Annotated in this window: 31 protein-coding genes; 2 read left to right on the plus strand and 29 right to left on the minus strand. The window is 31.8% G+C overall.

Annotation, left to right across the window (positions count from 1 at the left end):
* The first annotated feature begins 189 nt into the window (after positions 1–189).
* Entirely contained in the window at positions 190–1,074 is an 885-nt protein-coding gene (locus C1Y58_RS11985; RefSeq protein ID WP_105616280.1) for a M23 family metallopeptidase, read from the plus strand.
* Between the two features lie 335 nt (positions 1,075–1,409).
* The gene (locus C1Y58_RS11990) at positions 1,410–2,204 is read left to right on the plus strand and encodes a TrmH family RNA methyltransferase (RefSeq protein ID WP_105616281.1); all 795 of its coding nucleotides are present in this window, start codon (positions 1,410–1,412) and stop codon (positions 2,202–2,204) included.
* A gap of 251 nt (positions 2,205–2,455) precedes the next feature.
* On the opposite strand, the gene C1Y58_RS11995 is transcribed toward C1Y58_RS11990, so the two are convergent.
* From C1Y58_RS11995 to C1Y58_RS12125, 29 genes are all read right to left on the minus strand, one after another.
* Positions 2,456–4,054 (minus strand): peptide chain release factor 3, encoded by a 1,599-nt coding sequence (locus C1Y58_RS11995; protein ID WP_105616282.1) that lies wholly within the window; start codon positions 4,052–4,054, stop codon positions 2,456–2,458.
* 256 nt (positions 4,055–4,310) lie between these two features.
* Positions 4,311–4,442, minus strand: a complete 132-nt coding sequence (locus C1Y58_RS27040; RefSeq protein WP_278286098.1) for a hypothetical protein — start codon at positions 4,440–4,442, stop codon at positions 4,311–4,313.
* Positions 4,443–4,632: 190 nt separating this feature from the next.
* A complete protein-coding gene (locus tag C1Y58_RS12000) occupies positions 4,633–5,568 on the minus strand; it encodes an AraC family transcriptional regulator (RefSeq protein ID WP_105616283.1) in 936 nt (311 codons plus the stop codon).
* A 288-nt stretch (positions 5,569–5,856) separates the two neighbouring features.
* Positions 5,857–6,711, minus strand: coding sequence for an arylamine N-acetyltransferase family protein (locus C1Y58_RS12005; RefSeq protein ID WP_105616284.1), 855 nt, complete (start codon positions 6,709–6,711; stop codon positions 5,857–5,859).
* A 36-nt stretch (positions 6,712–6,747) separates the two neighbouring features.
* Positions 6,748–7,314 carry an AlkZ-related protein gene (locus C1Y58_RS12010; protein ID WP_105616285.1) on the minus strand — a complete coding sequence of 189 codons (567 nt, stop codon included), beginning with the start codon at positions 7,312–7,314 and terminating at the stop codon, positions 6,748–6,750.
* Between the two features lie 41 nt (positions 7,315–7,355).
* The gene (locus tag C1Y58_RS12015) at positions 7,356–9,080 is read right to left on the minus strand and encodes a S8 family peptidase (RefSeq protein WP_105616286.1); all 1,725 of its coding nucleotides are present in this window, start codon (positions 9,078–9,080) and stop codon (positions 7,356–7,358) included.
* Between the two features lie 134 nt (positions 9,081–9,214).
* Positions 9,215–9,742: a GNAT family N-acetyltransferase gene (locus tag C1Y58_RS12020; RefSeq protein WP_105616287.1), complete on the minus strand. Its 528-nt coding sequence runs from the start codon at positions 9,740–9,742 to the stop codon at positions 9,215–9,217.
* Positions 9,743–9,792: 50 nt separating this feature from the next.
* Positions 9,793–10,590, minus strand: a complete 798-nt coding sequence (locus C1Y58_RS12025) for a GNAT family N-acetyltransferase (RefSeq protein WP_105616288.1) — start codon at positions 10,588–10,590, stop codon at positions 9,793–9,795.
* Between the two features lie 106 nt (positions 10,591–10,696).
* On the minus strand, positions 10,697–11,005 hold the full coding sequence (locus C1Y58_RS12030) for an RNHCP domain-containing protein (RefSeq protein ID WP_105616289.1): 309 nt from the start codon (positions 11,003–11,005) through the stop codon (positions 10,697–10,699).
* 433 nt (positions 11,006–11,438) lie between these two features.
* Positions 11,439–11,570, minus strand: coding sequence for a hypothetical protein (locus C1Y58_RS27045; protein ID WP_278286099.1), 132 nt, complete (start codon positions 11,568–11,570; stop codon positions 11,439–11,441).
* 63 nt (positions 11,571–11,633) lie between these two features.
* Positions 11,634–12,461, minus strand: a complete 828-nt coding sequence (locus tag C1Y58_RS12035; RefSeq protein ID WP_105616290.1) for a flavodoxin family protein — start codon at positions 12,459–12,461, stop codon at positions 11,634–11,636.
* 59 nt (positions 12,462–12,520) lie between these two features.
* Positions 12,521–12,883 (minus strand): DUF8058 family membrane protein, encoded by a 363-nt coding sequence (locus C1Y58_RS12040; protein ID WP_105616291.1) that lies wholly within the window; start codon positions 12,881–12,883, stop codon positions 12,521–12,523.
* A 97-nt stretch (positions 12,884–12,980) separates the two neighbouring features.
* Positions 12,981–13,604: a class I SAM-dependent methyltransferase gene (locus C1Y58_RS12045; protein WP_105616292.1), complete on the minus strand. Its 624-nt coding sequence runs from the start codon at positions 13,602–13,604 to the stop codon at positions 12,981–12,983.
* Positions 13,605–13,657: 53 nt separating this feature from the next.
* Positions 13,658–14,122, minus strand: a complete 465-nt coding sequence (gene aac(6'), locus C1Y58_RS12050; protein ID WP_105616494.1) for an aminoglycoside 6'-N-acetyltransferase — start codon at positions 14,120–14,122, stop codon at positions 13,658–13,660.
* Between the two features lie 40 nt (positions 14,123–14,162).
* Positions 14,163–14,852, minus strand: coding sequence for a hypothetical protein (locus tag C1Y58_RS12055; RefSeq protein WP_157950062.1), 690 nt, complete (start codon positions 14,850–14,852; stop codon positions 14,163–14,165).
* Positions 14,853–15,115: 263 nt separating this feature from the next.
* Positions 15,116–15,841 (minus strand): 4Fe-4S double cluster binding domain-containing protein, encoded by a 726-nt coding sequence (locus C1Y58_RS12060; RefSeq protein ID WP_105616294.1) that lies wholly within the window; start codon positions 15,839–15,841, stop codon positions 15,116–15,118.
* A 100-nt stretch (positions 15,842–15,941) separates the two neighbouring features.
* A complete protein-coding gene (locus C1Y58_RS12065) occupies positions 15,942–16,478 on the minus strand; it encodes an NUDIX hydrolase (protein WP_105616295.1) in 537 nt (178 codons plus the stop codon).
* A gap of 202 nt (positions 16,479–16,680) precedes the next feature.
* A complete protein-coding gene (locus C1Y58_RS12070) occupies positions 16,681–17,298 on the minus strand; it encodes an NUDIX hydrolase N-terminal domain-containing protein (RefSeq protein WP_105616296.1) in 618 nt (205 codons plus the stop codon).
* A 357-nt stretch (positions 17,299–17,655) separates the two neighbouring features.
* On the minus strand, positions 17,656–18,027 hold the full coding sequence (locus tag C1Y58_RS12075; protein WP_105616297.1) for a VOC family protein: 372 nt from the start codon (positions 18,025–18,027) through the stop codon (positions 17,656–17,658).
* A gap of 67 nt (positions 18,028–18,094) precedes the next feature.
* The gene (locus tag C1Y58_RS12080; protein WP_105616298.1) at positions 18,095–18,853 is read right to left on the minus strand and encodes a SagB/ThcOx family dehydrogenase; all 759 of its coding nucleotides are present in this window, start codon (positions 18,851–18,853) and stop codon (positions 18,095–18,097) included.
* 121 nt (positions 18,854–18,974) lie between these two features.
* On the minus strand, positions 18,975–20,018 hold the full coding sequence (locus tag C1Y58_RS12085) for a DUF5700 domain-containing putative Zn-dependent protease (protein WP_105616299.1): 1,044 nt from the start codon (positions 20,016–20,018) through the stop codon (positions 18,975–18,977).
* 46 nt (positions 20,019–20,064) lie between these two features.
* Positions 20,065–20,283: a hypothetical protein gene (locus tag C1Y58_RS12090; protein ID WP_105616300.1), complete on the minus strand. Its 219-nt coding sequence runs from the start codon at positions 20,281–20,283 to the stop codon at positions 20,065–20,067.
* A 19-nt stretch (positions 20,284–20,302) separates the two neighbouring features.
* Positions 20,303–21,202 (minus strand): GNAT family N-acetyltransferase, encoded by a 900-nt coding sequence (locus tag C1Y58_RS12095; protein WP_105616301.1) that lies wholly within the window; start codon positions 21,200–21,202, stop codon positions 20,303–20,305.
* 82 nt (positions 21,203–21,284) lie between these two features.
* Positions 21,285–21,890, minus strand: a complete 606-nt coding sequence (locus C1Y58_RS12100) for a pentapeptide repeat-containing protein (RefSeq protein WP_105616302.1) — start codon at positions 21,888–21,890, stop codon at positions 21,285–21,287.
* Between the two features lie 23 nt (positions 21,891–21,913).
* A complete protein-coding gene (locus C1Y58_RS12105; RefSeq protein WP_105616303.1) occupies positions 21,914–22,507 on the minus strand; it encodes an NUDIX hydrolase in 594 nt (197 codons plus the stop codon).
* Between the two features lie 34 nt (positions 22,508–22,541).
* Positions 22,542–22,805 (minus strand): hypothetical protein, encoded by a 264-nt coding sequence (locus tag C1Y58_RS12110; protein ID WP_105616304.1) that lies wholly within the window; start codon positions 22,803–22,805, stop codon positions 22,542–22,544.
* Between the two features lie 19 nt (positions 22,806–22,824).
* The gene (locus C1Y58_RS12115) at positions 22,825–23,226 is read right to left on the minus strand and encodes a hypothetical protein (protein WP_105616305.1); all 402 of its coding nucleotides are present in this window, start codon (positions 23,224–23,226) and stop codon (positions 22,825–22,827) included.
* A gap of 16 nt (positions 23,227–23,242) precedes the next feature.
* Positions 23,243–23,545, minus strand: a complete 303-nt coding sequence (locus C1Y58_RS12120) for a hypothetical protein (RefSeq protein ID WP_105616306.1) — start codon at positions 23,543–23,545, stop codon at positions 23,243–23,245.
* Positions 23,546–23,566: 21 nt separating this feature from the next.
* On the minus strand, positions 23,567–24,178 hold the full coding sequence (locus C1Y58_RS12125) for a class I SAM-dependent methyltransferase (RefSeq protein WP_105616307.1): 612 nt from the start codon (positions 24,176–24,178) through the stop codon (positions 23,567–23,569).
* Positions 24,179–24,466 lie beyond the last annotated feature (288 nt).

Below are 24,466 nucleotides of genomic sequence, written 5' to 3' on the forward strand. Positions count from 1 at the left end.
TATTAAAAGTAACGTATCTATTTTAATTACAAAATAGATACGTTTTTTTATTTTCTACCTTTATCAAATTCGCTATAAAATTTTCAGTATAAAATCATATCTTTTTGAAGTGAAAAACTTATCCTACTCGTCTAAATATTCGAAAGCTATCAAATAATTACTATTTCAGTATTTGAAAGGGTGTTGTAAATGTTAACTAAAAAACGTGCTTATATACTTCCTGTATTACTTCTTGTTGTACTGTTGTGTGAATGGATCAGTGTCTTTTTTATAGGCGGAATCATTGGTGTTGTATGTTGGTGGTTTATTATCGGAGGAAGTATAATTGCTTCACTAATAGTTATTGTACTGATTGCACTTATAGGTTCCAGATTAGTTCGTGGAAGAAAAATTCATTATGCTTTAACTGCCGCTCTACTAATTGCTTTGATGATGGGTTACCCCATTCTGTGGCTTTTCGATATAGGACAAATGGCATATCCAGTTCATTCCCCTATACTACCTGCTGCTTCAATTCGTTTACCTATTGATCAAACTACTGTTGTTGGTTGGGGAGGAAACAGCCTTGAAACTAATCGCCCTCATGCTATTGTTCCTATGGAGCGATGGGCATATGATCTACTGATAGACCCCTACTCTGTGTCCAGTAATAAATTATCCGATTACGGCATATATGACGTTGAAGTTATTGCTCCCATTTCAGGAATCATCATAGATGTGTATGACCAAGAAGATGATATTTTGCCTGGGGCAGCTGATAATGAAACCATGATGGGTAATTATATCTATATGCGATTGGATACAACAGATACATACTTAATCTTTGCACACCTGAAGAAAGATTCAGTTCTTGTACAGATTGGTCAGTATGTAGAGGAAGGTACACCTATAGCTCGAGTTGGTAATTCAGGCTCTAGTAGCGAGCCTCACCTCCACATCCATCATCAGCGTCAAAACCCTCTGACGACTAGCATGTTCTTAACTGAAGGATTGCCTCTTTATTTTCGTGATATAGATGGTCCACCAATACCTAAAGGTGGGATTATCAAAGATATTATCACTCCTATTAATTAATACAACTTACATCTAATCTCACACAAGAATTATTATAATAGTTTTATCACTTGAATAATCTTTCTTCTTGGCTTAAGCTTAAATTATATTAATCCTTAATCAATTGAAAGGAAGTGAAACGATGTTCTTACTTAACCACACCTTATTCGGTATGCGCCATGCAGAGTCTACTTTTTAAAGACTGGCATTTTGCATGGCGCTAAATCATTGCCGGCATCACTATCTAGTTATAAATAGAAAAAACTATGAGCTTATACCTAGATTAGAGTAGTTTCTTTGAATGTAGGCTTTGCATCCTTATTTTAGATCTAATAAAATAAAGGAGCGCAGAGAATATGCAAAGAAAATATATTGGAATGCAACATGATATTATAAAGAGTATAAAGAAACTTAAAAAAGGTGATAAATGCCATCCCTATAGATTTATCATTGAAGGTCACTGGGATCATGAAAAAGTTATGGATAGTCGAGTAAATATCGAGTCATTAATCGTTTGCATCGATCTCATTAAAACACCATTTGAAGACTCCATATATAGAAAGTGTTTGGCCCAAGCTAACGACATCTATTATGTATCTGAAAAAGTGATAAGAAAATTATGTGATAAAGACAAAGCCTCCGGCTTAATATCCATATGTACTTTACCTCATTTCAAAATAGATACTGAAATGAGTAACATAACTAAATTAATCGTTTTAGACGGATTAGAAACGCCTGGGAATATAGGTACCATTTTTAGATCCTGTGATGGCTCAGGAATAGATGCAGTTATTATCGTTAATGAAAGGGCGAAAATTAACAGTTATAAAACAATTAAAGCTAGTATGGGCGGCTCCTTTACCATTCCTTGGTACTTTTTTGATTCCGCAATCGCTTGTCAAGAATGGCTTGTATCCAATGGTTATACATTAGTTTTAGCTGATCCACATAGCCAACATAGTTTTAAAAGAGTCAACTATGGCAATAAGTCAGCATTAGTCGTTGGAAATGAAAGATATGGTCTTTCTAAGGATTGGAACTTAGAAAATAGTCTAAAAGTCTCTATACCAATGTTAGGTAAGTGCGATTCTCTTAATGTAGGTGTTGCTGCATCAATCATTTTATATGAAATGTGTATCAAAGAGACTTAAATTATAAATAAAATTTTTTGTTGTATAAAAATCAACGGAACTGGACATACTTTTATTGATAGCAATTATAGTCTTAATTGACTACTCATTGCTATCACCTGTGTCACGCCTGACATAGGTAAAAGGGCGATAACCTATAGAGTTATCGCTCTTTATAATTTCCCCTCAACAAGTAAAAGAAAAACTAGAAGGTCTACGGTTGCTCAGAGACCTTCTAGTATTTTTTTGATAAAATATAACTTTAATAGATCTTACATAGATGTTTCTTTTAAAATAACACCTTCATTTCGTTCAATGACATGTCTAATTGACCATTCATTTTTGAACAATAATACTGGATCTTTCTTTTCATTTTCTACAATAATTGTGTCCATGGTCAGTGAAAAAGTATTTGCATTAAAATTATCCATTTCCACCCATCGGATATATCGGTAAGGTAGTCGTTCAATAGTAATGTCAACACCGTACTCATTTTTTAAACGGTATTCAAGGACTTCGAATTGAAGAACACCAACTACACCTATGATTAATTGCTCCACACCTATATTGGGGCGTTTAAACACCTGTATAGATCCTTCTTCAGCTAATTGAGTAACTCCTTTTAAAAACTGCTTACGCTTAAGTGAATTGATGGTAGATACTTTAGCAAAATGTTCAGGTGCAAATTGTGGTATCCCAGCGTATTCTAATTTTGATTGGTCTTGACATAATGTATCACCAATATTAAAAATACCTGGGTCATGAATACCTATAATATCTCCTGGATAAGCCGTTTCAACTATGGCACGATCTTGCGCCAAAAACTGTTGTGGTTGAGCAAGTTTAACCTTCTTATCTTTTTGTACATGATTCACAGCCATACCCTTTTCAAACTTTCCTGAGCAAATTCTTAAGAAAGCAATCCTATCTCTATGAGCTGGATTCATGTTGGCTTGAATTTTGAATATAAAGCCAGAAAAATTTTTACCTTCTGGATCAATATCACCTAAGTTACTACTACGTGGTTGAGGAGGTGTAGTGATATCTAAGAAAGATTGTAAAAATGGTTCAACGCCAAAGTTGGTTAAAGCACTACCAAAAAACACAGGGGTAAGTTCCCCGTTAAGTATTTGATCAACTTCAAATTCATCACCAGCTATATCTAGTAATTCTATATCTCCCAGTAGCTTATTATGGACCTCTTCACCTAAAAGCTCTGTGAACTTTTCATCTGATATTTCACCTGTTATTATTTCAGCAATTGATTGACCATGGTTACCATCGCCAAAAAGTTCAATTTGATTCTTTTGGCGATTAAAAACGCCCTTGAAACTATTATCATTACCAACAGGCCAATTCATTGGGTATGACTTAATACCTAGTACTTTTTCTATATCCTCTAATAGATCGAAGGGATCTCTTCCAGCTCGGTCCATCTTATTAATAAATGTAAAGATAGGTATTCCTCTCATCTTACAAACCTGAAATAGCTTTTTTGTTTGGTCTTCAACCCCTTTAGAACAGTCAATAACCATCACAGCGCTATCTGCTGCCATTAATGTTCTATAAGTATCTTCACTGAAATCTTGGTGACCAGGTGTATCAAGAATGTTGATACAAAAATTATTATACTCGAACTGAAGTACACTTGACGTTACAGAAATACCTCTTTGCTTTTCAATTTCCATCCAATCAGATACTGCATGTTTTTGTGATCTCCTTGCCTTTACAGATCCCGCAGATCGAATAGCTCCACCATATAAGAGGAACTTTTCTGTTAAAGTAGTTTTCCCAGCGTCGGGATGAGATATAATTGCAAATGTTCTTCTTCTTCGAACTTCATCGATAAAGTTGATATTTTCTTTTGACATTTTACTCTTCCTTTATATAAATTATAATATTATTTACTCGTTTCATTGAATAGTTAAAAAGTCTAACCTTTATGATGTTATACCTTTATTCTTTAACTGTCAATCATTATTCATGTAAAATAATATTTTTTTTACAAAATAACTCTAAAAAGGCGACTAGCTTCTTTCAACTAGTCACCTTTTCACTATCTCTTTTTCACCCTTAGCTTTTCCCTTTTACTCGACCTCTAACATTAATCGCTTTTTCTTTGCCAGTTTATAATTTAAATTTTGCTATAGTCTCTTGTAACTCTTGTGATAGTTGCGATAAATTGTCACTTGAACCTGCCACCTCTTCTATAGATGCTGATTGCAGTGCAGTAGCAGTGAGTTCTTCTGGTGAGGCCATACCCGTCTCATCTTTTCTCTCTTAATACTTAACTGCTTCATGATTCTCATCAAGTCTGAGATCGTAAGTACTATCCTCTCCTCTGTCAAAAATTATGTAATTAATACCTATTTAATAACTAGTCCATCTCAACAATTATAGTTAAACGTTTTATCTGTGACTATCAACTTTAACTTATTATAACGTTTATCTACATAGTTTTCTTTGATAAAAAGGGGGTTTTTGAAAATTTTGTATTAGTATATTGGAATATTTCTTTTAAAGTATACTCATTATATAGACTCTGCCCACAACTGCTATCGCGATATAAGCTTCTAAATTGTGAAGGCGTACAATTATAGTAGATTTTAAAGTATTTTATTAGATATTTGGGATCAGAAAAACCACATATGAAGCTTATATGTATGATAGGTTCATTTGTAGTAAGTAAAAGCCTACAAGCCTGCTGAACCATCACTGTATTCTTTAACCATTTAAATCCATAACCAAATTTTTCACGAATATCCTTTTTTAAATGATCATAGCTAATGCCAATATAATCTGCTAATTCTTTCATGTTGAGTTTTCTAAGGTGACCATCTGTTGTAAATGCTGTTTCATAAAGCATTTTGTACCTTCTAATGGATCTTGCAGAGAATTTTTCTAAATACATTCCTACACTTATATAGTCAAATTCATTGCAAATGTACTCAACTAAACCCAAAACAATATCCTCTATATCTGTTTTTGTTACTAAACATGTAGCAAGAGAGTCTATATGTTCCCTAAGTTTTTGATATTTATAAGGATTAAATCTCTCATACTTTACAGAATTACAGAAAAAAATGATTTGGTCAAATCCTTTTATATGCTCTCTACAATAGGATGCTTCGATAAAAGCTATTAAGACTAAGTTTCCTTTTGTAACACCTTCTAGTTGATGGACTTCACCAATATTGAAGATGACGATATCATTCTCCTTTAGGTAGTGGTCTTCAGCCCATACTCTGAGTTTAATATGACCAGTCAATACCTGTATAATGACAATTCCATCATGCCAATGATGAGGATGCCTATCTATTGTTCTTACTACAATTCTCGCCGGAGTATTAAATGCTTTTATAGCTTGCAAAGTCTTAGCTTCCACACTATTTATTCCCTCCCTCCATTATCATACAATCATATGATTCGTTATTATAACGTCTTTATCTTAAGATTTCCTTGACAAAAGGAGGTTTTTTATTGAAATTATGATAATTCTATGTATATAAATACTTTTTTGCTTATAATTCACTTTTCTGAGCAGGGATTGTTTAAAGATTCGTTTATATTATTATGTTAATATGATTAGATATCGTTACTTAATCCTATAGGTGGACTTCATTAGATCCGATACAAGAATGGAAAAAATATTTTCATTATATTGTTTGTAACGTTAATTAAAGAATAATTTATCAATACTATCTAGTTCTTTTGGTGTAAGATGTAATTTAAATTTGCTTCTAAGGTGTTCATAATAATTCTTTACTGAAACTACTTTATACTCTTTCTTACTGTTATTATTAGTAATGATTATTTTATCCTGCTTTAAAGATGTTCTGCCACTTGTTTTTTCAATTGAGCAAAATAAGTTTTTTCGAAAGAGTGAGTCAGGTGATTGTGTAAAATACGCTATTCTTTCGTCAAAATCTTCAATAGTCTTTTCTATATTAATAAAGGTATAGACGGGTTGATAAACCTCTTCCACCTTATGACATAGTTTATATGAAGTTTTACTAACTTTTTCAATTTTGAACATCCCTTTTAAATCTTCTTGTTCTAAATCACAGATAAACTTTAATGGTTCAAAATAATTATCACCAAAGCCTACATCCACAAGGTATTCTTCAGAATGAATTCTTGTCTTGATCAGGAGATGGTCGTAGTATGAACCATTTTCTTCCAGCACCTTTCCACCAAGAAGAATAACCTTAAATCCTATTTTTGCTAGTAGCAGGTAAAGCAAATAGTTAAGTTCATAACAAATACCACCACGGTTCCTGGATACAATCTTATTAAATAATGATTCTTCATCAAGATTGATTGAGTTATACAGATGTACATCTAAGTTTTCAAATGGTACTGATTGTAAATGTTGCCTATGTATAAGTCTTAAACTTTTTAGATTAGGTAGTATTTCATCACTAATACCTATTCTTCTCAAATAATCATCTATGTTCACTGGTATCACCATCTTTCTAATGTATTCATCTAAATAACAAAAATGGACAAACACATAACACTTGTCCATCCATTATACCATATTTTTTATTCAAACGAATTGGCATCAGGCCTTCAATTTAAGAAGATTCTTCAACTGTTTTTCTGTTAAATATGGACTTAGAAACCTGATTGCTACTTCATATGCCTCCTCTACCTCCATAATTATTGGGTGTGGGTCAGTCTCTTCCCATTGCTTAAAAGTCCCCCAACAATACGTAGACCAACTTGCTGTTAAAGTTTGGTCACCATGTAAAACTGTTATGAGCAAATTCTTCTGCATGTTTTCTAGTGCTTTTTTAAATACTTTAGACTCTAAGTTTAGAGCAAATTTGAGGATTTTCGTATTCACGTCTTCATTTGTATCTATAAAAGAATATATTTTCTCTTCCTCCTCATTAAGTATTGCATCTTGCAGAAAAGGTTTAAGTGCATAATAAAGTTCTTTTGATAGATATGTTGTTCTTCCCTTAATAAGTTTACAGACATATATATGACGTTCCTCGATTAACTCTAAAACTGAATACCAATCGCCACCTATATCCATTACACTTGGTAAATCCTTGGAATGATTCAGGACAAGAAATCCATTTTTATCAATAGTATCTTTCAGAAACATACTTTTTTGAGACAAGATGCTCTCCTCCTTATAATTAGTTTTTTGCTATTTCATCTCTATAATTCTTTAAAAGTGTTTAATAGATCTAATTCACCAAATCCCCATTCTCTGTTGGGATATTTTAGCCCTTTCTTTCTATTTGCTCCTCGTACCAGATATGCTTTAGTTGCTGTAGTATTAATACTTAAGTCATTCCCTTTAACGATACCCCACTCTAATATAAGTGCACTGGCTCCTGCAGTAATTGCAGAACTCACGCTGGTTCCAGACATAACACCATATTGATTGTTTGGATATGGTCCAACAGCGTTAACCCCAGGAGCAACTATGTCAGGTTTTACTCTATTCTCTCGTGTATAACCACGACCGGAAGAGAAATAGATGCTATTTATTACTTCATTATAAGCACCTACTGTAATCGTTCCAGGATTTGTAGATGGTATAACAACAGTTATATTGGGATCTGGTTTTAAAAAAATAGTATCATCTTCGATAAAACCTTTAGTAGGCAGATATATATCAAATACTCCATTAATAACAGTTTCCCCATGAATGACAAGTGTCCATAAACCAGCTGAAGGTTTATTAATAATGACAGTAATGATTTCCCCTCCAGCCCGTTCATCTAACAAATCATAGTGTACATGAACCATTGTACCTTCTAGGGCAAAGGTATAGTCTTGCCATGTGCGTGATTTCAAAGGGAAAATTCCAGTAGTATTTCCAGTTGGTGAGATTATTTCAATACTGAACTTATCTGGAAGTGGAATCCACGCATTCAAAAAAACCCCTTTTTCATTTTCTGCCACATTCATTTCAACCTTATCCTTATTCTCACCATCTGGGATAATCCCACGATAATGATGATCTGTATTCGCTTCATTTCCTGCTGACGTAATGATAACAACGCCTATGGAGTCTCCTTGTTGGGCTAAAAACTCTTCAAATTTACTTTTTCCATTATGTGGTCCATCTGATGAAGCAAAAGCATATAAAATAACAATTGGTTTTTTGAATTTCTTGGCTACTGCTAATATGTATTTAGTAGCTTGATAAATATCGTTAGTCTCATAAGCTATTGCACCATCTTTAACTTGAAAAAAGTCTTTTATACATTTCTTAGCCTGCTTTAACTTAACTACAATTAGATCTGCATCAGGTGCTGCCCCTTGAAACTTTTCTGACCGCTTTGGTCTTCCTGCAGCCAGACCTGCTAAAAAAGTTCCATGACCAATTTCATCAGTGGAAGGTACGATTGATAAGGGGTCCTCTGATTGAAGTGCCTCATTAATCTGTTCTTGTGAATATTCTGTCCCATAAAGAAAGCCTTCTGGAGGCGATCCAGCAAGGGTTTGATCCCATATATTTACAACCTTACTTGTATTATCTTCATATATAAAAGCTTCATGGGTATAATCAATGCCCGTATCGATTATTCCTACTAGAACCCCATTTCCTGTAACTGCTAAACTTTCACTTTTAATAACTGGACCTATCCCAGCAGCTTCTATACTACTTATACTTGATAGTCCATATAGATTAGGTAATGCTAAGTACTCACTATTAAAATAAAACTCCTGGCAATCTTCAGGTTCCATTTTTATATGGAATAAAGGAATACCATCAACTATATCTTGAACACATACTGCTCCTGATTGTTTGGCAGCTTCTTCTATGTTTCCCTTCATTCTATAATAAATATCTACATAATCCTCAGATGTTATAACATAGTGACAGTTTAGCTCTTCATTTAAATCCTCTTGCCTTAAATCAATATCCATTCCTAGTGCTCCTCTCAGCCCCTTACAATAATCTATGATTCATTATAGGAATGGTATTACAATTACAAATAGGTTATTTCCCCCTTGAAGTTTTTCATTTTCCTAGGTAATAACGAATATAACATCTCATTAGATTACATTGTTCTACTATGATTTAGTATGTAAGAGGGATGATGTAAACCAGTTCCTGGATAATATTCTTCATGAGTATAAACAAAGCCTAATTTCTCCAAGAGTTTCCGAGATCCAATATTCATTGGATTGTGGCCAGCAAAAAGACCTCTGCAATTCGTTTCAGAAAAAACATAAGCTATAACTCTCTGTGCTGCTTCATATGCATATCCTTGTCCCCAATGAGCCTTCTTCAAATGAAAACCTATTTCCATAATATTATTTGAAAGATCATAGGGTCTAAGTCCACAGCACCCTATATGCTCTTCAGTTTTCAAATTAAAAATTGGCCAATATTGTACACCATATTCTTTTTCTAAATTCAACTCTTTTTCCAATCTTTCTTTCACTTGTTCCTTAGATAGTTTGCCCCTAGAATCAAGCAATTGTGTAACATTATAGTCTCCCCAAAGCCCTACAGCTAATTCCAAATCCTCTTTCTCCCACTTAGAGAACCCTAATCTTTCTGATTTTAAAAAATATAATCTCATTAATTTACTCCCATATAATGTGTCATAACACTGTCTTTATGAATCATACATTAATCTTGTTTTTTAGTTATCATCATCCATTTATCAATTGATTGAAAGCCTAATCTATGATAAATACTTCCAGCTTTTGGATTATCATAAAAAAGGCATAAAGTCTTTCCTTCCAACAAGACATCTTTACAAAGTTTTGACAAGCAACTACTCATTAAACCCTTTCCCCTGTATCCTTTTAATGTGGCGACACCCACAACCATAGCTGACATTGAATTTTCTGCAGTTGTCTGAGCTACTGATATCATTTCACCTTCAGCATTTTCCATGTAATAGATTCTACCAGTACCAGTTTCAATCTTATGCTTAATTCTATCAATGTTATTCCCTATTCCATTAAATTCTTCAATACTTTCAATAAAATCATATACTCTCTCAGCATCTGATTCCTGCGCAACTCTAATCCTATCTCCTTGCTCCTTTTCAAGTTGCCCACTATGCGTTAATTCACAGAAATAGGTTGTTCTTGACTGATGGTTAGGTAATTCCCTTTCAAACTTTGAAACAATACTCTCTTTGCCAGAAATCATCATTTCTCCTTGCTCTTTAAGAATAATCTTCATAAATTCAGTATTGTCAAATTCAGTATTGGTGAAGTAGGGGATATAATTCTCATTAAATCTCAATAATATACCTTCTAAATCACCGTTATCACTATGCTGGCCCCATAATTCTTGAAATTCTTCATGAAAGCCAAATGCTTCAATATCACCAATTAAAAATAAATTAATTGATGGCTCTTTACTTAATAATTTTAATGCTTTTGCTCTATCTTCTTCTTTTAATTTCTTCACCATGATCTTCACTCCAGTATAGTTAGTATCTTTTTTCCCTCTCTATATAACACTGCTAACTCATCCCTAAATTCTTCTCAGTGAACTATGAAAACTGTCATTACAACTTTTACATCAATCTTATAATTGCATCTAAATCATCTGGCTGTGTATCATACTCTGCTATTTTGTTAACTTTTTGTATTCCACAGTTCATGCATTCATGGACTATCTGCACACCCTTTTTAGATGTATTTTTAACTCCTATGGGTTTCATTAGCCCCTTGCATGAATTTTCTCTATCGCCAGGTTTGTTATCGACATGTAAAGAATATAAGCAGTAAGGACAATGATTTCTATAGCTACCATTGCTCAATTGGATCACTTTCACTCCACAATTTTTACATACAAACCCTTGATTTTCACTTTGTCTACCCAAGCCTAAAATTCCCCTCTCTTGATTTAATTAATAAATCAAGAAGTTCGGGTTCCGTTTAATTCTTTTATTAGGCTTGAATCATCTATTGACTCATTCACCGCCAGTTCCTTTAGGGTCAGCGATTACTTCCAGTTCCAGCTTCATTAAAGCTTATTTCATCCTTAAATCCGAACCTCGACCAATTTTGCTTAATTTGTATTGGCCACTGTAAGGCGGAATAACTTCATATTTGGGCCCACCTTCCATTGGTACGTGTATGATGATTCTCACTAACTTGGGCGTTCGTCCCCGATTAGGCTTGAGTATTAAATAGTTGACTACCTTTCATTCAATCACTCCAGTACTTCATGTTGTATATGACCTAGGAATGAGTTAGCACTGTTATACAATGATTATTTTGTCTCCCTCTGTAATTGTTACTTTCTTCTATTAGTCATATTGAAATAGTATCTATCCACTCAGATTTGAACTTTAATTCATAATTTACTTGTAATTCTACTACTTGTGCTAAAGCATACATCTTATCCATATCTTTATGTTTACCAAGCAGATGAACAGAAATCATTATATCAGCCTTCTCACCTCTACCTGTAAATACTATAACTTGATTGGTCTAATAAGCTTTATCTTATAGACGTGTTATGTATCTATCCTGAACATTGTGAAGTTCATCTTGATCGATCATCTTGGATATTTCTTTCTCCATCTTATGCGCCATCATATTAGCCATATAATGCTTTAATAAAGATATTTTTGCAGGTATATACCACTTGACAGATTTCTCATAAGCATTAATAGATTCATAGTACCTAACATCTGCTTTTAAAATATTAGGCGCTATCTTACTTAGCGTTTTAAAGGCATGAAATACCATTAATTCTCCTAGTCTTGGTTGTAAGTCAACATCCTTTTTGAGTATAGAACTAAATTTATGAGCTTTTTTTTCAATGAGTCTTCTTTTTTTATGTAATATTTTTTCTTTAAGAGGGAATGGTAGCATATCAACATACATCTTGCCGTTTACAGTAAATCCAGCTCCTGACAGCCAAACCTCCATAGGTGTAAGTACACTTTTCTCTTGCCATCTTGTACAATTGGCAATTATAAATGCATTCTTATAGAAATATTTAGGGCGATGACAATTGTAAGCAACATGGTCTAAAAAATTCTTCATAACCCCAGTCACACTAAACATATAACCAGGTGAGGCTAAAATTAAACCGTCTGAATGCATAATCTTATCTTCTAGTTTTCTTACTTCTACATGGTGAGGACATTTCTTCTCATCATCAAAGATGCACTTATGACATCCTGTGCAAAAACCTATATCAAAATCCGATAAATATAAATACTCTACTTCACATTCAATTTGTTCTTTTAATTTTTTCTCAAAAAGCTGGACTATTTGAGTTGTGTTACCATTCTTTGAGCAACCTAATATAGCTATTAATTTCATATAAAAAGCTCCATACCTTTCTGCTAATATATAATTAGCCTCATATTATTCTACTATAATTATAAATAATCTTTAAATTGGACTAAAGTGAACAGAATAGATAAAACCAATATTACCATAAACATGATAACCATCGTCCATTCTGAATTATTTGCATAATAACCTGCCGCGTTGATTACAGAATAGATAACCATGCCCGTAGATAGTACAAATAATGATTTTCCCCATCTAGACTTTTTAATTAAGCCTATACCACTTAGTACTAGCAATATCCCCATAAGTATTTCTGCTGTCAAATGAAAATACAAGCAGATTGGTTCAGTATCTAGTTCAGGGACATTTCCGGTAGTTAAAAGCATTGTCCATAGCCCCATAATAGATATACCCAATAATACTGAATATACCCCTACTAACTTTTTCATTCTAATCTCCTTCAGTTATTTAATTCCTAATCGATAACATCATCTTTTAATAGATATCATTAAAATAAAAAATTTACTTATTATCACCTCAATTGAGTTACGTGCTTTTAATGTAATCTAATCGAATAAATTCCTTAGAATTAGGTAAGGCATACTTTTCTCTAAGAATACATTGGAAATTTAAATCTATTAGCTCTTTCGTTAATGCAAATTCTTTGATATCATGATGTACTGCTTCAAGTTTATGTAGGTCTTTACCTTCATCTGTATGACTCACAAAATAATCACCGTTATTCTTTTGAATCACACATGATATTACTTCTATATAATCACTATTCCTTTCTATAATCTTACAAAATTGCTTTACTCCTATATACTCAATAACCAAATTACAAATAAGTAAATTAGTAAATGGAAGTGCTATGGTATCATCTGATAAATCACTATGTATAGTCTCTAAAATATCACGGAGTTCACAATATCTGCTTTTACATATTTCTAAATACTCTTTATTTATATCTATCCCATAGACTTTTTTCGTTATTAAAGTATCTATATGATTAAGACCATTACCACCTGCTACTCCAAGAATTCCGACAAAGGGTTTGTTGTACTTTAATTGATTACCCATAATGTCATTTAACTTTTGAAGCTGCATAACGTTATTTGATTTCATATGTTTTTCATATATATTTATATCTACTTGCTCCCAAGGATTCATATTAAACCACCTTCATCTTTTTTATACATGTAGTTTCATGTTCATTATATTGTCTAATCGATATCATTCAAGAAGCATACCACTCTATTAACTTCACGATAATTAATACGTTTATGAAACTTAATACTATCCTCATTATGAAGCTCAACATCTGAAGCCATTTGCCTACATCCTTTTTCTTTTGCCCATCCTTCTCCAGCTTTAACAAGAGTCTTTGCGATACCTTTCATTCTAGAGTCGGACTTCACATATATTCCTTCGATATAACCTGTAGGGCTAAAATCAGTACCTTCAACATAATCATTCCTAATAGCTACATGAATGAAACCTATAAAGTTATCATCTTGTTGATAAAGTAATACTTCTTCCTTTTGATTATCATGAGTAACTATTTCTTTAAATTCTTTTTTCAGCTCATCATATAGATTATCTGGCCACAACTCTAAAGCCATCTTTACAACTGCTTTTAAATCATCTATGGTAGCTACTTTGATATTTGCATATATATCATTACTCATTTGATCCTCTCCATTTCCATTGAAAAAGTATAAATATGCATTATTCTGATAACACGATTGAACCATCAAATCCATAACCGTCATTTGACAGGTAGATTTCGTGGGAATCTCCTTTTGAATTCTCCCACTTAATTTTTTGACCTGGTAGACCACATGGTAATATTGTCGTTATATATACTGTCTGATTTCTAACTTCTTCCATTTCATACGCAACATTAACTTCTTCTAAATCATTTGTTTCATTATTCCATTCAAGTTCTATGAGTTGAAGATTATATATACTTCCAATGACTGTAGCTTTGAAATACTCATTAAAATCACTTGGGGAACCCAAATGAATTTCTTCATATTCCTCTATAAAACCGTCAATATTGTTTCCTACAATAGAAACCGATTGTGCTGGAATTTTAGACTCATTTATAAGAAATTTAATAACATTTTCGTCAACCTTTATTATTTTTAATTCATTTATCCCATTGAGCTCTTGTTTAACGCCTTCTTGATTACTTAGTCTATTAACTTCTGCTTTAAGATCATCAACTTGTTTTTCTAATTCTACTATAGTATTCCTTGCATCATCTAAATTCTTTTTTAATTCTATTTTCTTAGTATTCGCTTCCTCTAACTCTTTCTGTACAACTTCATCATTAAAAGTTACTTTCTCATTTTGATTACATCCAGTTAATAAAATAGCATAAGATATTACGACTATTAACAAACATCTCTTCACCATCTCTCCTCCTAACTCCTTAACTATTCGCTTAAATTCTTGTACTCTTGTGTACTTATCCCTGCTACTCTTTTAGTCTCTTTATGAATTTTAAAAAATAACCACTAAGCCTTATACTTTGTGGTCATTTATATAACGGATAATTCTTTCATATGATATGAATATATTTGATTATTCATTTTATGTAACTTTTATAGAATATTATAACCATTATACAATATATCCTTATAAAGTAAAGCCATAATAAAATATTTTTGAACTAATTAGATTGGCTGAATATCATTTCCTCTATATACAATATTACTTGCTTCTTTGTATTTCTTAGTATATGGACATGTTAATATACAAACACCGCAAAGACTTTTATAAATACCATTGAACTCACTACGTCTTCTTGCTTCTTTTCTGCATTTGATTGCATCATAGATATCTTCTCTTTGCTTGCTTTCAGCCCAATTAACACCTTTAACAGCTCCACCAGGACAACTGATCTCACATAGTTTACAATTTCCACAACTTAATTTTTTATCAATAGTACTAGTTTCCAGTTCCGCATTAGTTAAGACAGAAGTTAATCTTATTGCTGATCCATATTCAGGGGTGATAAGCAAAGCGCATTTACCTATCCAGCCTAGACCCGAACGTCTAGCTACTGTTTTATGAGGCAGATTGGTTCGATGATCACTTTTGATGACCACTTCGGTAGTCGTCTGTAGAAAAGCTTCATATCCTTCTTCACGCAGAAGCTCTGCTGCTAACAATGCAAGTTCATCAAGTTTATGATTTTTATTTTCATATTCACTTTCGTATTCCCGTGTGACACCATCACATAAATTATTTATAACATTTGGATCTAAAGCAACTGCAATGGAAATACCGTATTGAAAGCTTAACTTCTCATCAGAATTTATGGGACTTAAGTCCGCAAAACCAATGATATCTGCACCATTTTCTTTTAATACTTTTTTCAGCCTTTTACTTAAACTCATTACCATTCCCCCAGATTCTTTAGATTACTAAAATTGCTAAAGATATAAAAATAACCACTAAGCACTTATACTCTGTGGTCATTCTCATCTCGCTACATTTTTATTTTATGTTATTGTTGGTACGTTTTAACCATTTTTTTGCTTCTTCTACTATTAGTTTATCTCTAAGAAGCATAAAATTCATGGTATATTCATTACATATTTCAAGTGAGTTTTTCATGGCAATTAATGCTTCATCTAAAGGCATCCAAGCTACCTCAAACCCCAATTTTTTTTCATTATTGCTAAGCATTATGTTAGATTTATGAAGACCAGCTTTTGCAACATAACAATATGAACGTTGCATAAATTTATTTCTTAGTTTATGCTCTTCTATATAACCTAATTCATCTATAACTTTCGCACTATATCCTGTTTCTTCTCGTATTTCACGTAAAAAGGCATCTCGTCGTGTTTCATTTTTCTCTATTCCACCACCAGGTAACTTATAACATCCATTTCTAGACATATGAATCATTGCAACATTAAAATCTTTATCGAACAAAATCCCTCTAGACGCAAATCTTGATACTTTATTTAGATAAGTACGTTTGCCACCATTAAAATCTGCATCCGTTAACTTATTTATAAGTTTCAAAAAATCACTCCATTTCAGTACCTATAAAATGCTATTTATCAAAAGTAATCTTAATTATTATTATGTAAAAATAATATAATTCTAATAAATAATCATGACAAAAATATTATACCATATTTTTGCCATGATAACACTTCAAAGCTACTTATTTGATTTTTATATAATACTATAAGCAATATGAAGTAATTTTCAAAACATTAAATTAGTCAAATATTGTCTCAAAAACTTCTGATTTTCTTGCTTTAAAACACATTTCAATTTGAGATTTTGTATTTCTTCCTACAGATAATTTGGGTAAATTTTCTAGATCAAAAAATTCAGCTTCAATGGTTTCAATGTTATCCTGATATTCTCCACCTAAATAGTCACATTCCACAAAAACTTTATATATAGAGTATGGGCTTGCATCCTTTATATGCGTATTTCTATCTAATACAGCAATGACTCTTCTAGGTTTTACTTGAGCACCAGCTTCTTCCATGGACTCTTTCATTATATTTTCACTTACGGTAAGTCCTATGTCAGCCCAACCACCTGGTAGTGACCATCTATTATCAATTTGTTCTCTGACTAGTAGAATTTTTTCTTCTTTAAATATTGCTGCTCTAATATCAACTTTGGGTGTCTGATAACCTTCTTCATTTGCAAAAAGTGATTTCACTTTTGAATGATCTATACCAGTATAGTCACTCATTATCTCAATACTTAATTCTCTAATTTGCTGAAATCTATCAATATCATATTTATCCTTTGAATATTCTAGTCCCGCTTGAGCTATTGCCTGTAATTGCTTAGCCCATCTTAACCATTTTTCTTCCATAAACTTGTCTCCTTTTCATCATCAAGCACTGTTAACTCATTCCATGTGACTGAGACTTCCTTTTGGCTATAACTATAGTAATTAATATAATTAATACTATGATTAACCCTAAACTCAAAATCCAATTTGATGATTCTGTTTGTTCTGATGTTTCATTAACCTTATCTAACTCTGTAGTCATTATATCGTTGATTTCATTAATTTTGCTAGCATTATTAAGCATAGAACATTGTGTTGAAAAGCCTGCTGAGTTTTGAACAGTTTTCTTTAATACTTCCCAACCAGAATCTAATGTAAAATCACTTATGATAATCCATACACGACACTTTAATATTAACCCAAGACTTTTTAGTGGAATTATTTATTGACATTGCATAAGAAATTGATTATGTTACCATCAGGATCACTCAACCAAACTGATCTTATACCCCATGGTTGTGTTGTAGGTTGTTTGACTATTTTTACACCTAATGATTGAAGCCTTTCATATTCATAATCGACATCTTCTACTTCTAATTCAAGTATACAGTTTCCACTGCCACTCCCCTTCATACTACCTGGAGCTAAATTCTCAGTACCAGCTTTAGAGTATATGGACACATGGGTTTCATCAAACATGAAAGAAGCGAATTTATCATCACCACTAGCTTCAACATTAAATACACGTTCATAAAACTCTTTCAACATAGTAACATCATCCGTGACCATACAAATACCTGCAAATTTCATTTTTTATCCCTCCGTAGTAGATTTAGATTGCTACAGTTCGTATTAAAGTCATTTTCTTCAATGCAATTTAAGATTTCTTTCCAACCACTGCCATATAGATGACAAATTCATCTTCACCATCAACTTTAACTATCTTGTCCATTGATTTTTGCTTATAAGCTGATATTGCGCAGCAACCACAATCAATAGCTTCTGAAGCTAGATAGAGGTTCTGACAAGCATGTCCTGCCTCAAAAGCAATCATTTTATGTGCAACAACTGAATACTTAAACTCCATTCTATATGGAATAGCTGTCCAAATGAAGGTTACAGCACTATTATACATCTGATTAAACATGGCTTTATCCAAATTACTCTTTAACTTATCAGTAGCATTAACAAGTAACAATTTATTTTCAATGGGCAAATATCTGTATAAACCTTCTGAAATTTCTTCAACTTTGTTAATGTAAATATATGTCTCAAGACAATGTCTAGCCCCTGCTGATGGAACAGTCCTACGAGACCATCCATCTCGATGCTCTATTATTCCACCTACTTCCCATAGCAGTAAAGACAATTCTTCAATAGTTAAAGCGTTGTCATTAAATTTACGAATACTTTTGCGATTCTCTATACAATCAATTAATGACTTTTTGCTTAATTCATTAATACCATCAGTCTTTAGTGATATTAATTCACTTTTTTGATCATACTCTTTTACGATTGCTGGGGGTGTTAATCCTTTTCCTGCATCCGTCTTCTTATAGTTCCATAGTTTCCAATCAGGTTTTAGCATTTCTAAGCCATTCTTCATAATTGATTCAATATATTCTTTAGTAATCACACTACTCACCTTCTCTTTTTAATATCAATTACAAACCATTTTAGTCCATCTGAGAAATAATAAACATTCTTTTCTGCCCTCGGTACATATTTAAAGTTAGACCATGTATGTTAATAATTACTTATATGTGCAAATCATCTCTATCAATCTCTGATAGAGCCATATTAAAATATTGAAAAAAGGAACTTGGATTCATTAATAAATCAAATACCTTCTCTCTACCAAAAACATCATGAACTAATCCCCAAATATCAGCACCTAAATGGTAAGCTATCGGTTGCCATAGATAATTTTCTCTTAGTTCTCCGTCTATCACAACATCCCTATAGAAATAATTCTTCATAAATATATCTCTAACAACATTCATCTCTTTTTTATCACAAGAACGAAGTGTTACTATATCATTTCTAAACCCATCGTAAATCTTATCAAAATTATTAAGATAATACCTATAAGATTGATCATCTATATCCATATCATCGTGTTTATATATTTTTCTAGTCATTATCCCATGAAAATTATTGCAATACTTTATGGCAGTGCCTTCTCCACTAAAATATAGTACTAAGGCAGTATCTTTTGAGCTTGATAAAGCATCCATATTAACCGCTTTCATATATTTATTAAAACCTATATGATGGCATTCATGAGCAATGGTATTCTTTAACCCAGTCTTCTTTTCTTTATCAATAATAAGCTTTAAATCATAATGACTGTTATTCTTATAAACCCATCCACCTGATAGACCAAGACCAATTGAAAAAATAATTCTTATATCATCTAGTTCTATTTCATCAGGTAGTCCAAACCTAGTTCTTATAAGTGCATCTTTTACATCCGCTTCTTTAAAATCTTTTATTTCTTCATATAGATCACGATAATAATCTACATTATCCATAACAGACAGTAGATCTTTTACTCGATACTTCAATGCTTTTGAAGCTATAGTCTCAACCTCGACCGTTCTAATATTCAAGAAATAATCGATATATTCTTCCTTAGTAAACCCAATCCCCTCTATATGATTCTGATAACGTTCTATTTCTATTTGATAGTCTTCATATTCTAAAAGTTCGGATAAATCTTTCCTTACATCTACACCTGCATTAAATCTCTCCATAATATCTAACATCGGTAAAATTGTCGTTTTACTGATTTTTATCATACGCACCTCTCCATATTCTATATGAACTAACTTATAGTTCACTTTCTTATTCTAAGAAAATTAACTCATTGCCATCCATTGATAGCTGTGCAATATATGTAAAGTCTACTGTTAGTTTATCATTATTTCGATAATACACATCAAGTGAATTATTTTCTTCATTGACTTTAAGAATGACATCCTTTTGTTCTTCCCTAAGATTAATTTCATGAATTTCCTTATTACTAGCATCAAAGCAAATAAAGCAACCCCTAAAAATTACCAATCCATCTTATTTGATCATTTTACGCATGAGAAAGAACTGGAAACATTACTTTATTATTCTTAAGTACTTCTTTATCAGCATTCATTACAAAAAGTGTTGTATCATCTTCTTGTAATAACGAAACATCAAATGATGTAACATCATTTGGTGTGAATCCTAATACAATTCGTTTTATATCTCTTTTAACCATTGCCGAGATAATATCATCTAATGGTACTTCAGTCTTACAAAATACATCATTCAAATATAAAACATCATCATCATAATCTGCAATAACTATAGCATCAAACTCTTGTATATAGTAAACATCCTCATCCATAAATGATGTACAATAAAACATAATAAGAGATGCGTTATCTTGCATTGTGATCTGAGAAAAGGGTAAGGAATCATTAATCATATTAATGAGAACATTTCTATCCGCTATATCTGACATATTTAATCTTCTCGTAGGGTAAGTTGAATTCTGTGAAGATACTTTCTTTGTATACTGATACTCAGTAGCTTGAACAAATCCAAACTTTGGATAAAAATCGATTACGCTATCATTAGCAAAAAGATAAATAAGATCACAATTCCCTTTCCATTCTTCTAAAACTTTTTCCATAAGAAATCGGTTTAAACCTTGTTTTCTATAATCATCATCTGTCATAACAGTTCCGATTTGTACATATGTCTTATTTTCACCTCTAACAATGAAATCAATAACATTGACTGAAACATTAGAGATAACTTTGTCGCCATCTAGAAGTGCATAAGGTATGTATCTGTCTTGCCAATAACCATTTTGATACCATTCTTCAAAATCAAAACCATATGTTTTTTTTGCTAAACCATTGAAGCTAACTCTTAATTCATTATTATCTTTAAAATGGCTAACAAATTTATACGTTTTTTCATTAATTACTATAGTCTCCATATAAAATCCCTCCACATTTTATAACTCCTGAATTAGTTTATTATGTTTTTTAATTAATTCTAGAAATATTTTAAGAACATTTTTATTCTACTTTAGCGCCAAATGAAGTAGCAAGTAAGATACACTGTGCAACATCTAACTTAACATTATGTAAATTAAGCTCAGATAAATTTATACCTTCGATTATGGCACCTCTTAAATCACTTCCATCTAACTTTGCATTATATAAATTGGTATAAACCAATTTTGCTCCATCAAATTTAGTATTTTGCAGATTACATCCTGTTAGATCTGCACGTGTAAAATTAATATAGCTTAAATCCAAATCTTTAAAATCATGAAATTTCAAGTTAGTATAGGACCAATCACCTCTAGTAACGATTACTCCTAATAAATTCGCTTCCTCAAATGTTGACCCCACCATTTTACAGTCAATGAACTTAGTAACGAATAGATCAGCAAAACCAAACTTACAGTTTAAAAAAGCGGAATTCTTGATTTCACTCGCATTTAATCTAGCAGACTTGAAATTACAATTAACAAATTGACAGTTAGCAATTTGTGATTCATCTAATTCAGCATTTTTAAAATTACAGTTAGTAAATGATGATTTACTCAGATCAAGAAACTTCAAATCGATATCTTCAAAATCATACCCTTCATACTCTGTGTTACTTGATATTATCATTTATAGATCTATCCTCTCATCTCTCAACTAATTAAAGTACTTTTTAAGTTCTTTTTAATGTAATCTCTAGCTTTTTTAATCAACTTATTGTATAAATAAACGTCATAAGAATTAAAATAGTCTTCAGTAAATCTTTCTACTGGTATCCACTTAACACCACTATTTTCATCTTCTTTAACTACTAATTTCTCATCCTCACTGGCTATTAATATATAGGCTACCGAAAGATGAAGATGGGTACTGACATATTGTCCATTTTTAATGTGTCCAGGTACAGGTAATATGTCTATAGATGCAATATGATCAAAAAGGGGCGATACTTTCTTAATTCCCGTTTCTTCTTTTGCTTCTTTAATTGCAACTTTCAAAAAATCCTCATCACCATCAGCATGTCCACCAGTCCAAGCCCATGTATTAAGTATATTATGATGTACCATCAATACCTTATCTAAAGCCTTATTCATTATAAAACCTGAACTTGTGATGTGTGCAATTTCATTATCTCTCAATAAAACATTATGTGGAAACAGTTCTATATATTGAACCAGTATCTTTTTATCTTGTCGTTCTTGATCATTATCAGGGATAAATTCTTTAATTTGTTCTTTAAAGTCCATAAAATCTCTCCAATCATGGGTGTAATCATCATTATCATTCGCCATGTTTTTTTATTTCATAGTTAATAATGGAATTATCTCTATAAATTAAAGTAATCTTCGTATCATCGGATGTATAAGCTTTTACTTCTATTTCTTCTCCTCTTAACTTACTGTCTGAATAGATAATATCCACATCTAAATTTAATTCATTTACTATAAAATCTGTTGCAAAAGTTTCTTGTTTTTTAACTATCTCACCATTATAGAAAAAATAAAAACTCCAAACGAATACTATAGTAATTCCAACTCCTAACACTTTTGAAATACTACTTCTCCTACTTATACGAAGAAACAATAATAGTTGCTGGAATCAGAACAGGTAATAGCATATAGTGCATTTCAATCAATAGATGCTGAATTGAAAATATCAAGAGGATAGCAAATAATGGCGTACCTAACATAACTACTAAATTCCATCTTAGTTTATCAAATTGCATATTGTATATGAGAACAAGTGCAAAATATAGAGAAAATGTTAATACAACTATAAAAAAGTCTAAAAAGGTATCAGTAATATAGTAAATCATTATCAAATAGCAAGTGAAAAAAATAACTCTTTCAACAATAACTATTACAGCTACACTCTTTAATTTTTCTTTTCCATAGAATTTAAGAAATAAATACCTATCAATGATAGAAAATAGTATCAAGCATAAAGCTAAAATTACTATTATCATTCAACCCCTCCAAATGTTATCGATTAATTATGGTTTTAACAATTCTCATAGTATTCAAATCGATCTCACAATGTTTGTTAAAACCAACACAGTATATTTTATTATCAGCTACTATATGAATATCAAAATATAATTCGTTAAAGTACTTGTATCCATTTTCATCAGAATATGCCTTGAGTAATTCCTCTATGTTCCATACTGATTTCTTTACATCATTATAGATGGTTAAGTTATTAACCAATGTTCCATCAAGCTTATGCCCTGGAATAATTAGCTCCATTCTATATTCACCGACATTATAATGTTTAACTTCTCTCATTAATATTCCTCATTTTTAGCATTATTTTTTCTTTATAATATAATCAAGATAAGCAGACTTAAATATTTTGTTATCTATATTTCTTTCAACGATACGTTTCTCCTTGTAAAGCATATCAAAATTGCAAAATAATTGATGGATTTCTTCTTCTTTATAATGGCAATAAAAAACTTCTTCACCATCTTCTGTCTGTTTAAATTCACCTTCACTGATTTGAGTTCCTTTACCAAAGGTCTCACATTCTTCAGTTAGAAAATTAACATAGCTTAAGCCACCAGCTTTCAGAACTCGATGAAATTCAGCAATAGCCTTTTTAAAGTCATGTTTTCTCATATGAACTGTTGTATTGTAGGAATATAGAAAACTGAAAAACTCATTATCAAAAGGAAGTATTGTCATATCACCTTTGATAATGTTTAGATCCATATTATGTACTTCACTAAAATCACAGGCTTTAGCCAGCTGATCTTCACATAATTCTACCCCATATGTTTCATAACTGAACTCATAAAATAAAGATAGTGGAGGATTAGCTCCACCTGCGCCACAATCAAGAATAATCTTTTCGAGTGAACTATTATTGCAATACTTTAAAAAATTATACAGTGGAAATGCGTTAATTAAATTATGCATATACGGTCCCTCATTTCATAAAATTATAATAAGAAGCTTTCTATAAACTTAAATATTATGGGCTTTTCAGTTCTTTCAGCACAGCTATTTACTAGGTACATCTACTTCATTTGGATCTATTAAACTGCCACATCAAAAATAATCGTCTTATATCTATCCAACATACAGATTATCTCCAAAATTTCGTACTTAAACTGCTTTCTTAGTTCATACATGTAGTTAATCCTCAGAGATAAATTATACCATTATTATACATCATTAACAATATACTCATCATACAAAACACCA

The organism is Vallitalea okinawensis (assembly GCF_002964605.1).
GTDB classification, from domain to species: Bacteria; Bacillota; Clostridia; order Lachnospirales; family PQDH01; genus Vallitalea_A; species Vallitalea_A okinawensis.

Coding starts and splice junctions, on each gene's coding strand:
- C1Y58_RS12005 (WP_105616284.1), bottom strand. CDS start 6,711: ATGGACAAGTGTTATGTGTTTGTCCATTTTTGTTATTTAGATGAATAC.
- C1Y58_RS12095 (WP_105616301.1), bottom strand. CDS start 21,202: ATGGAGACTATAGTAATTAATGAAAAAACGTATAAATTTGTTAGCCAT.
- C1Y58_RS12045 (WP_105616292.1), bottom strand. CDS start 13,604: ATGAATCCTTGGGAGCAAGTAGATATAAATATATATGAAAAACATATG.
- C1Y58_RS11990 (WP_105616281.1), top strand. CDS start 1,410: ATGCAAAGAAAATATATTGGAATGCAACATGATATTATAAAGAGTATA.
- C1Y58_RS12020 (WP_105616287.1), bottom strand. CDS start 9,742: ATGAGATTATATTTTTTAAAATCAGAAAGATTAGGGTTCTCTAAGTGG.
- C1Y58_RS12115 (WP_105616305.1), bottom strand. CDS start 23,226: ATGATAATAGTAATTTTAGCTTTATGCTTGATACTATTTTCTATCATT.
- C1Y58_RS12075 (WP_105616297.1), bottom strand. CDS start 18,027: ATGAAATTTGCAGGTATTTGTATGGTCACGGATGATGTTACTATGTTG.
- C1Y58_RS11985 (WP_105616280.1), top strand. CDS start 190: ATGTTAACTAAAAAACGTGCTTATATACTTCCTGTATTACTTCTTGTT.
- C1Y58_RS12125 (WP_105616307.1), bottom strand. CDS start 24,178: ATGCATAATTTAATTAACGCATTTCCACTGTATAATTTTTTAAAGTAT.
- C1Y58_RS12025 (WP_105616288.1), bottom strand. CDS start 10,590: ATGGTGAAGAAATTAAAAGAAGAAGATAGAGCAAAAGCATTAAAATTA.
- C1Y58_RS12100 (WP_105616302.1), bottom strand. CDS start 21,890: ATGATAATATCAAGTAACACAGAGTATGAAGGGTATGATTTTGAAGAT.
- C1Y58_RS12105 (WP_105616303.1), bottom strand. CDS start 22,507: ATGGACTTTAAAGAACAAATTAAAGAATTTATCCCTGATAATGATCAA.
- C1Y58_RS12120 (WP_105616306.1), bottom strand. CDS start 23,545: ATGAGAGAAGTTAAACATTATAATGTCGGTGAATATAGAATGGAGCTA.
- C1Y58_RS12015 (WP_105616286.1), bottom strand. CDS start 9,080: ATGGATATTGATTTAAGGCAAGAGGATTTAAATGAAGAGCTAAACTGT.
- C1Y58_RS12040 (WP_105616291.1), bottom strand. CDS start 12,883: ATGAAAAAGTTAGTAGGGGTATATTCAGTATTATTGGGTATATCTATT.
- C1Y58_RS27045 (WP_278286099.1), bottom strand. CDS start 11,570: ATGATTTCTGTTCATCTGCTTGGTAAACATAAAGATATGGATAAGATG.
- C1Y58_RS12060 (WP_105616294.1), bottom strand. CDS start 15,841: ATGAGTTTAAGTAAAAGGCTGAAAAAAGTATTAAAAGAAAATGGTGCA.
- C1Y58_RS11995 (WP_105616282.1), bottom strand. CDS start 4,054: ATGTCAAAAGAAAATATCAACTTTATCGATGAAGTTCGAAGAAGAAGA.
- C1Y58_RS27040 (WP_278286098.1), bottom strand. CDS start 4,442: ATGGCCTCACCAGAAGAACTCACTGCTACTGCACTGCAATCAGCATCT.
- C1Y58_RS12070 (WP_105616296.1), bottom strand. CDS start 17,298: ATGGAAGAAAAATGGTTAAGATGGGCTAAGCAATTACAGGCAATAGCT.
- C1Y58_RS12035 (WP_105616290.1), bottom strand. CDS start 12,461: ATGAAATTAATAGCTATATTAGGTTGCTCAAAGAATGGTAACACAACT.
- C1Y58_RS12085 (WP_105616299.1), bottom strand. CDS start 20,018: ATGATAAAAATCAGTAAAACGACAATTTTACCGATGTTAGATATTATG.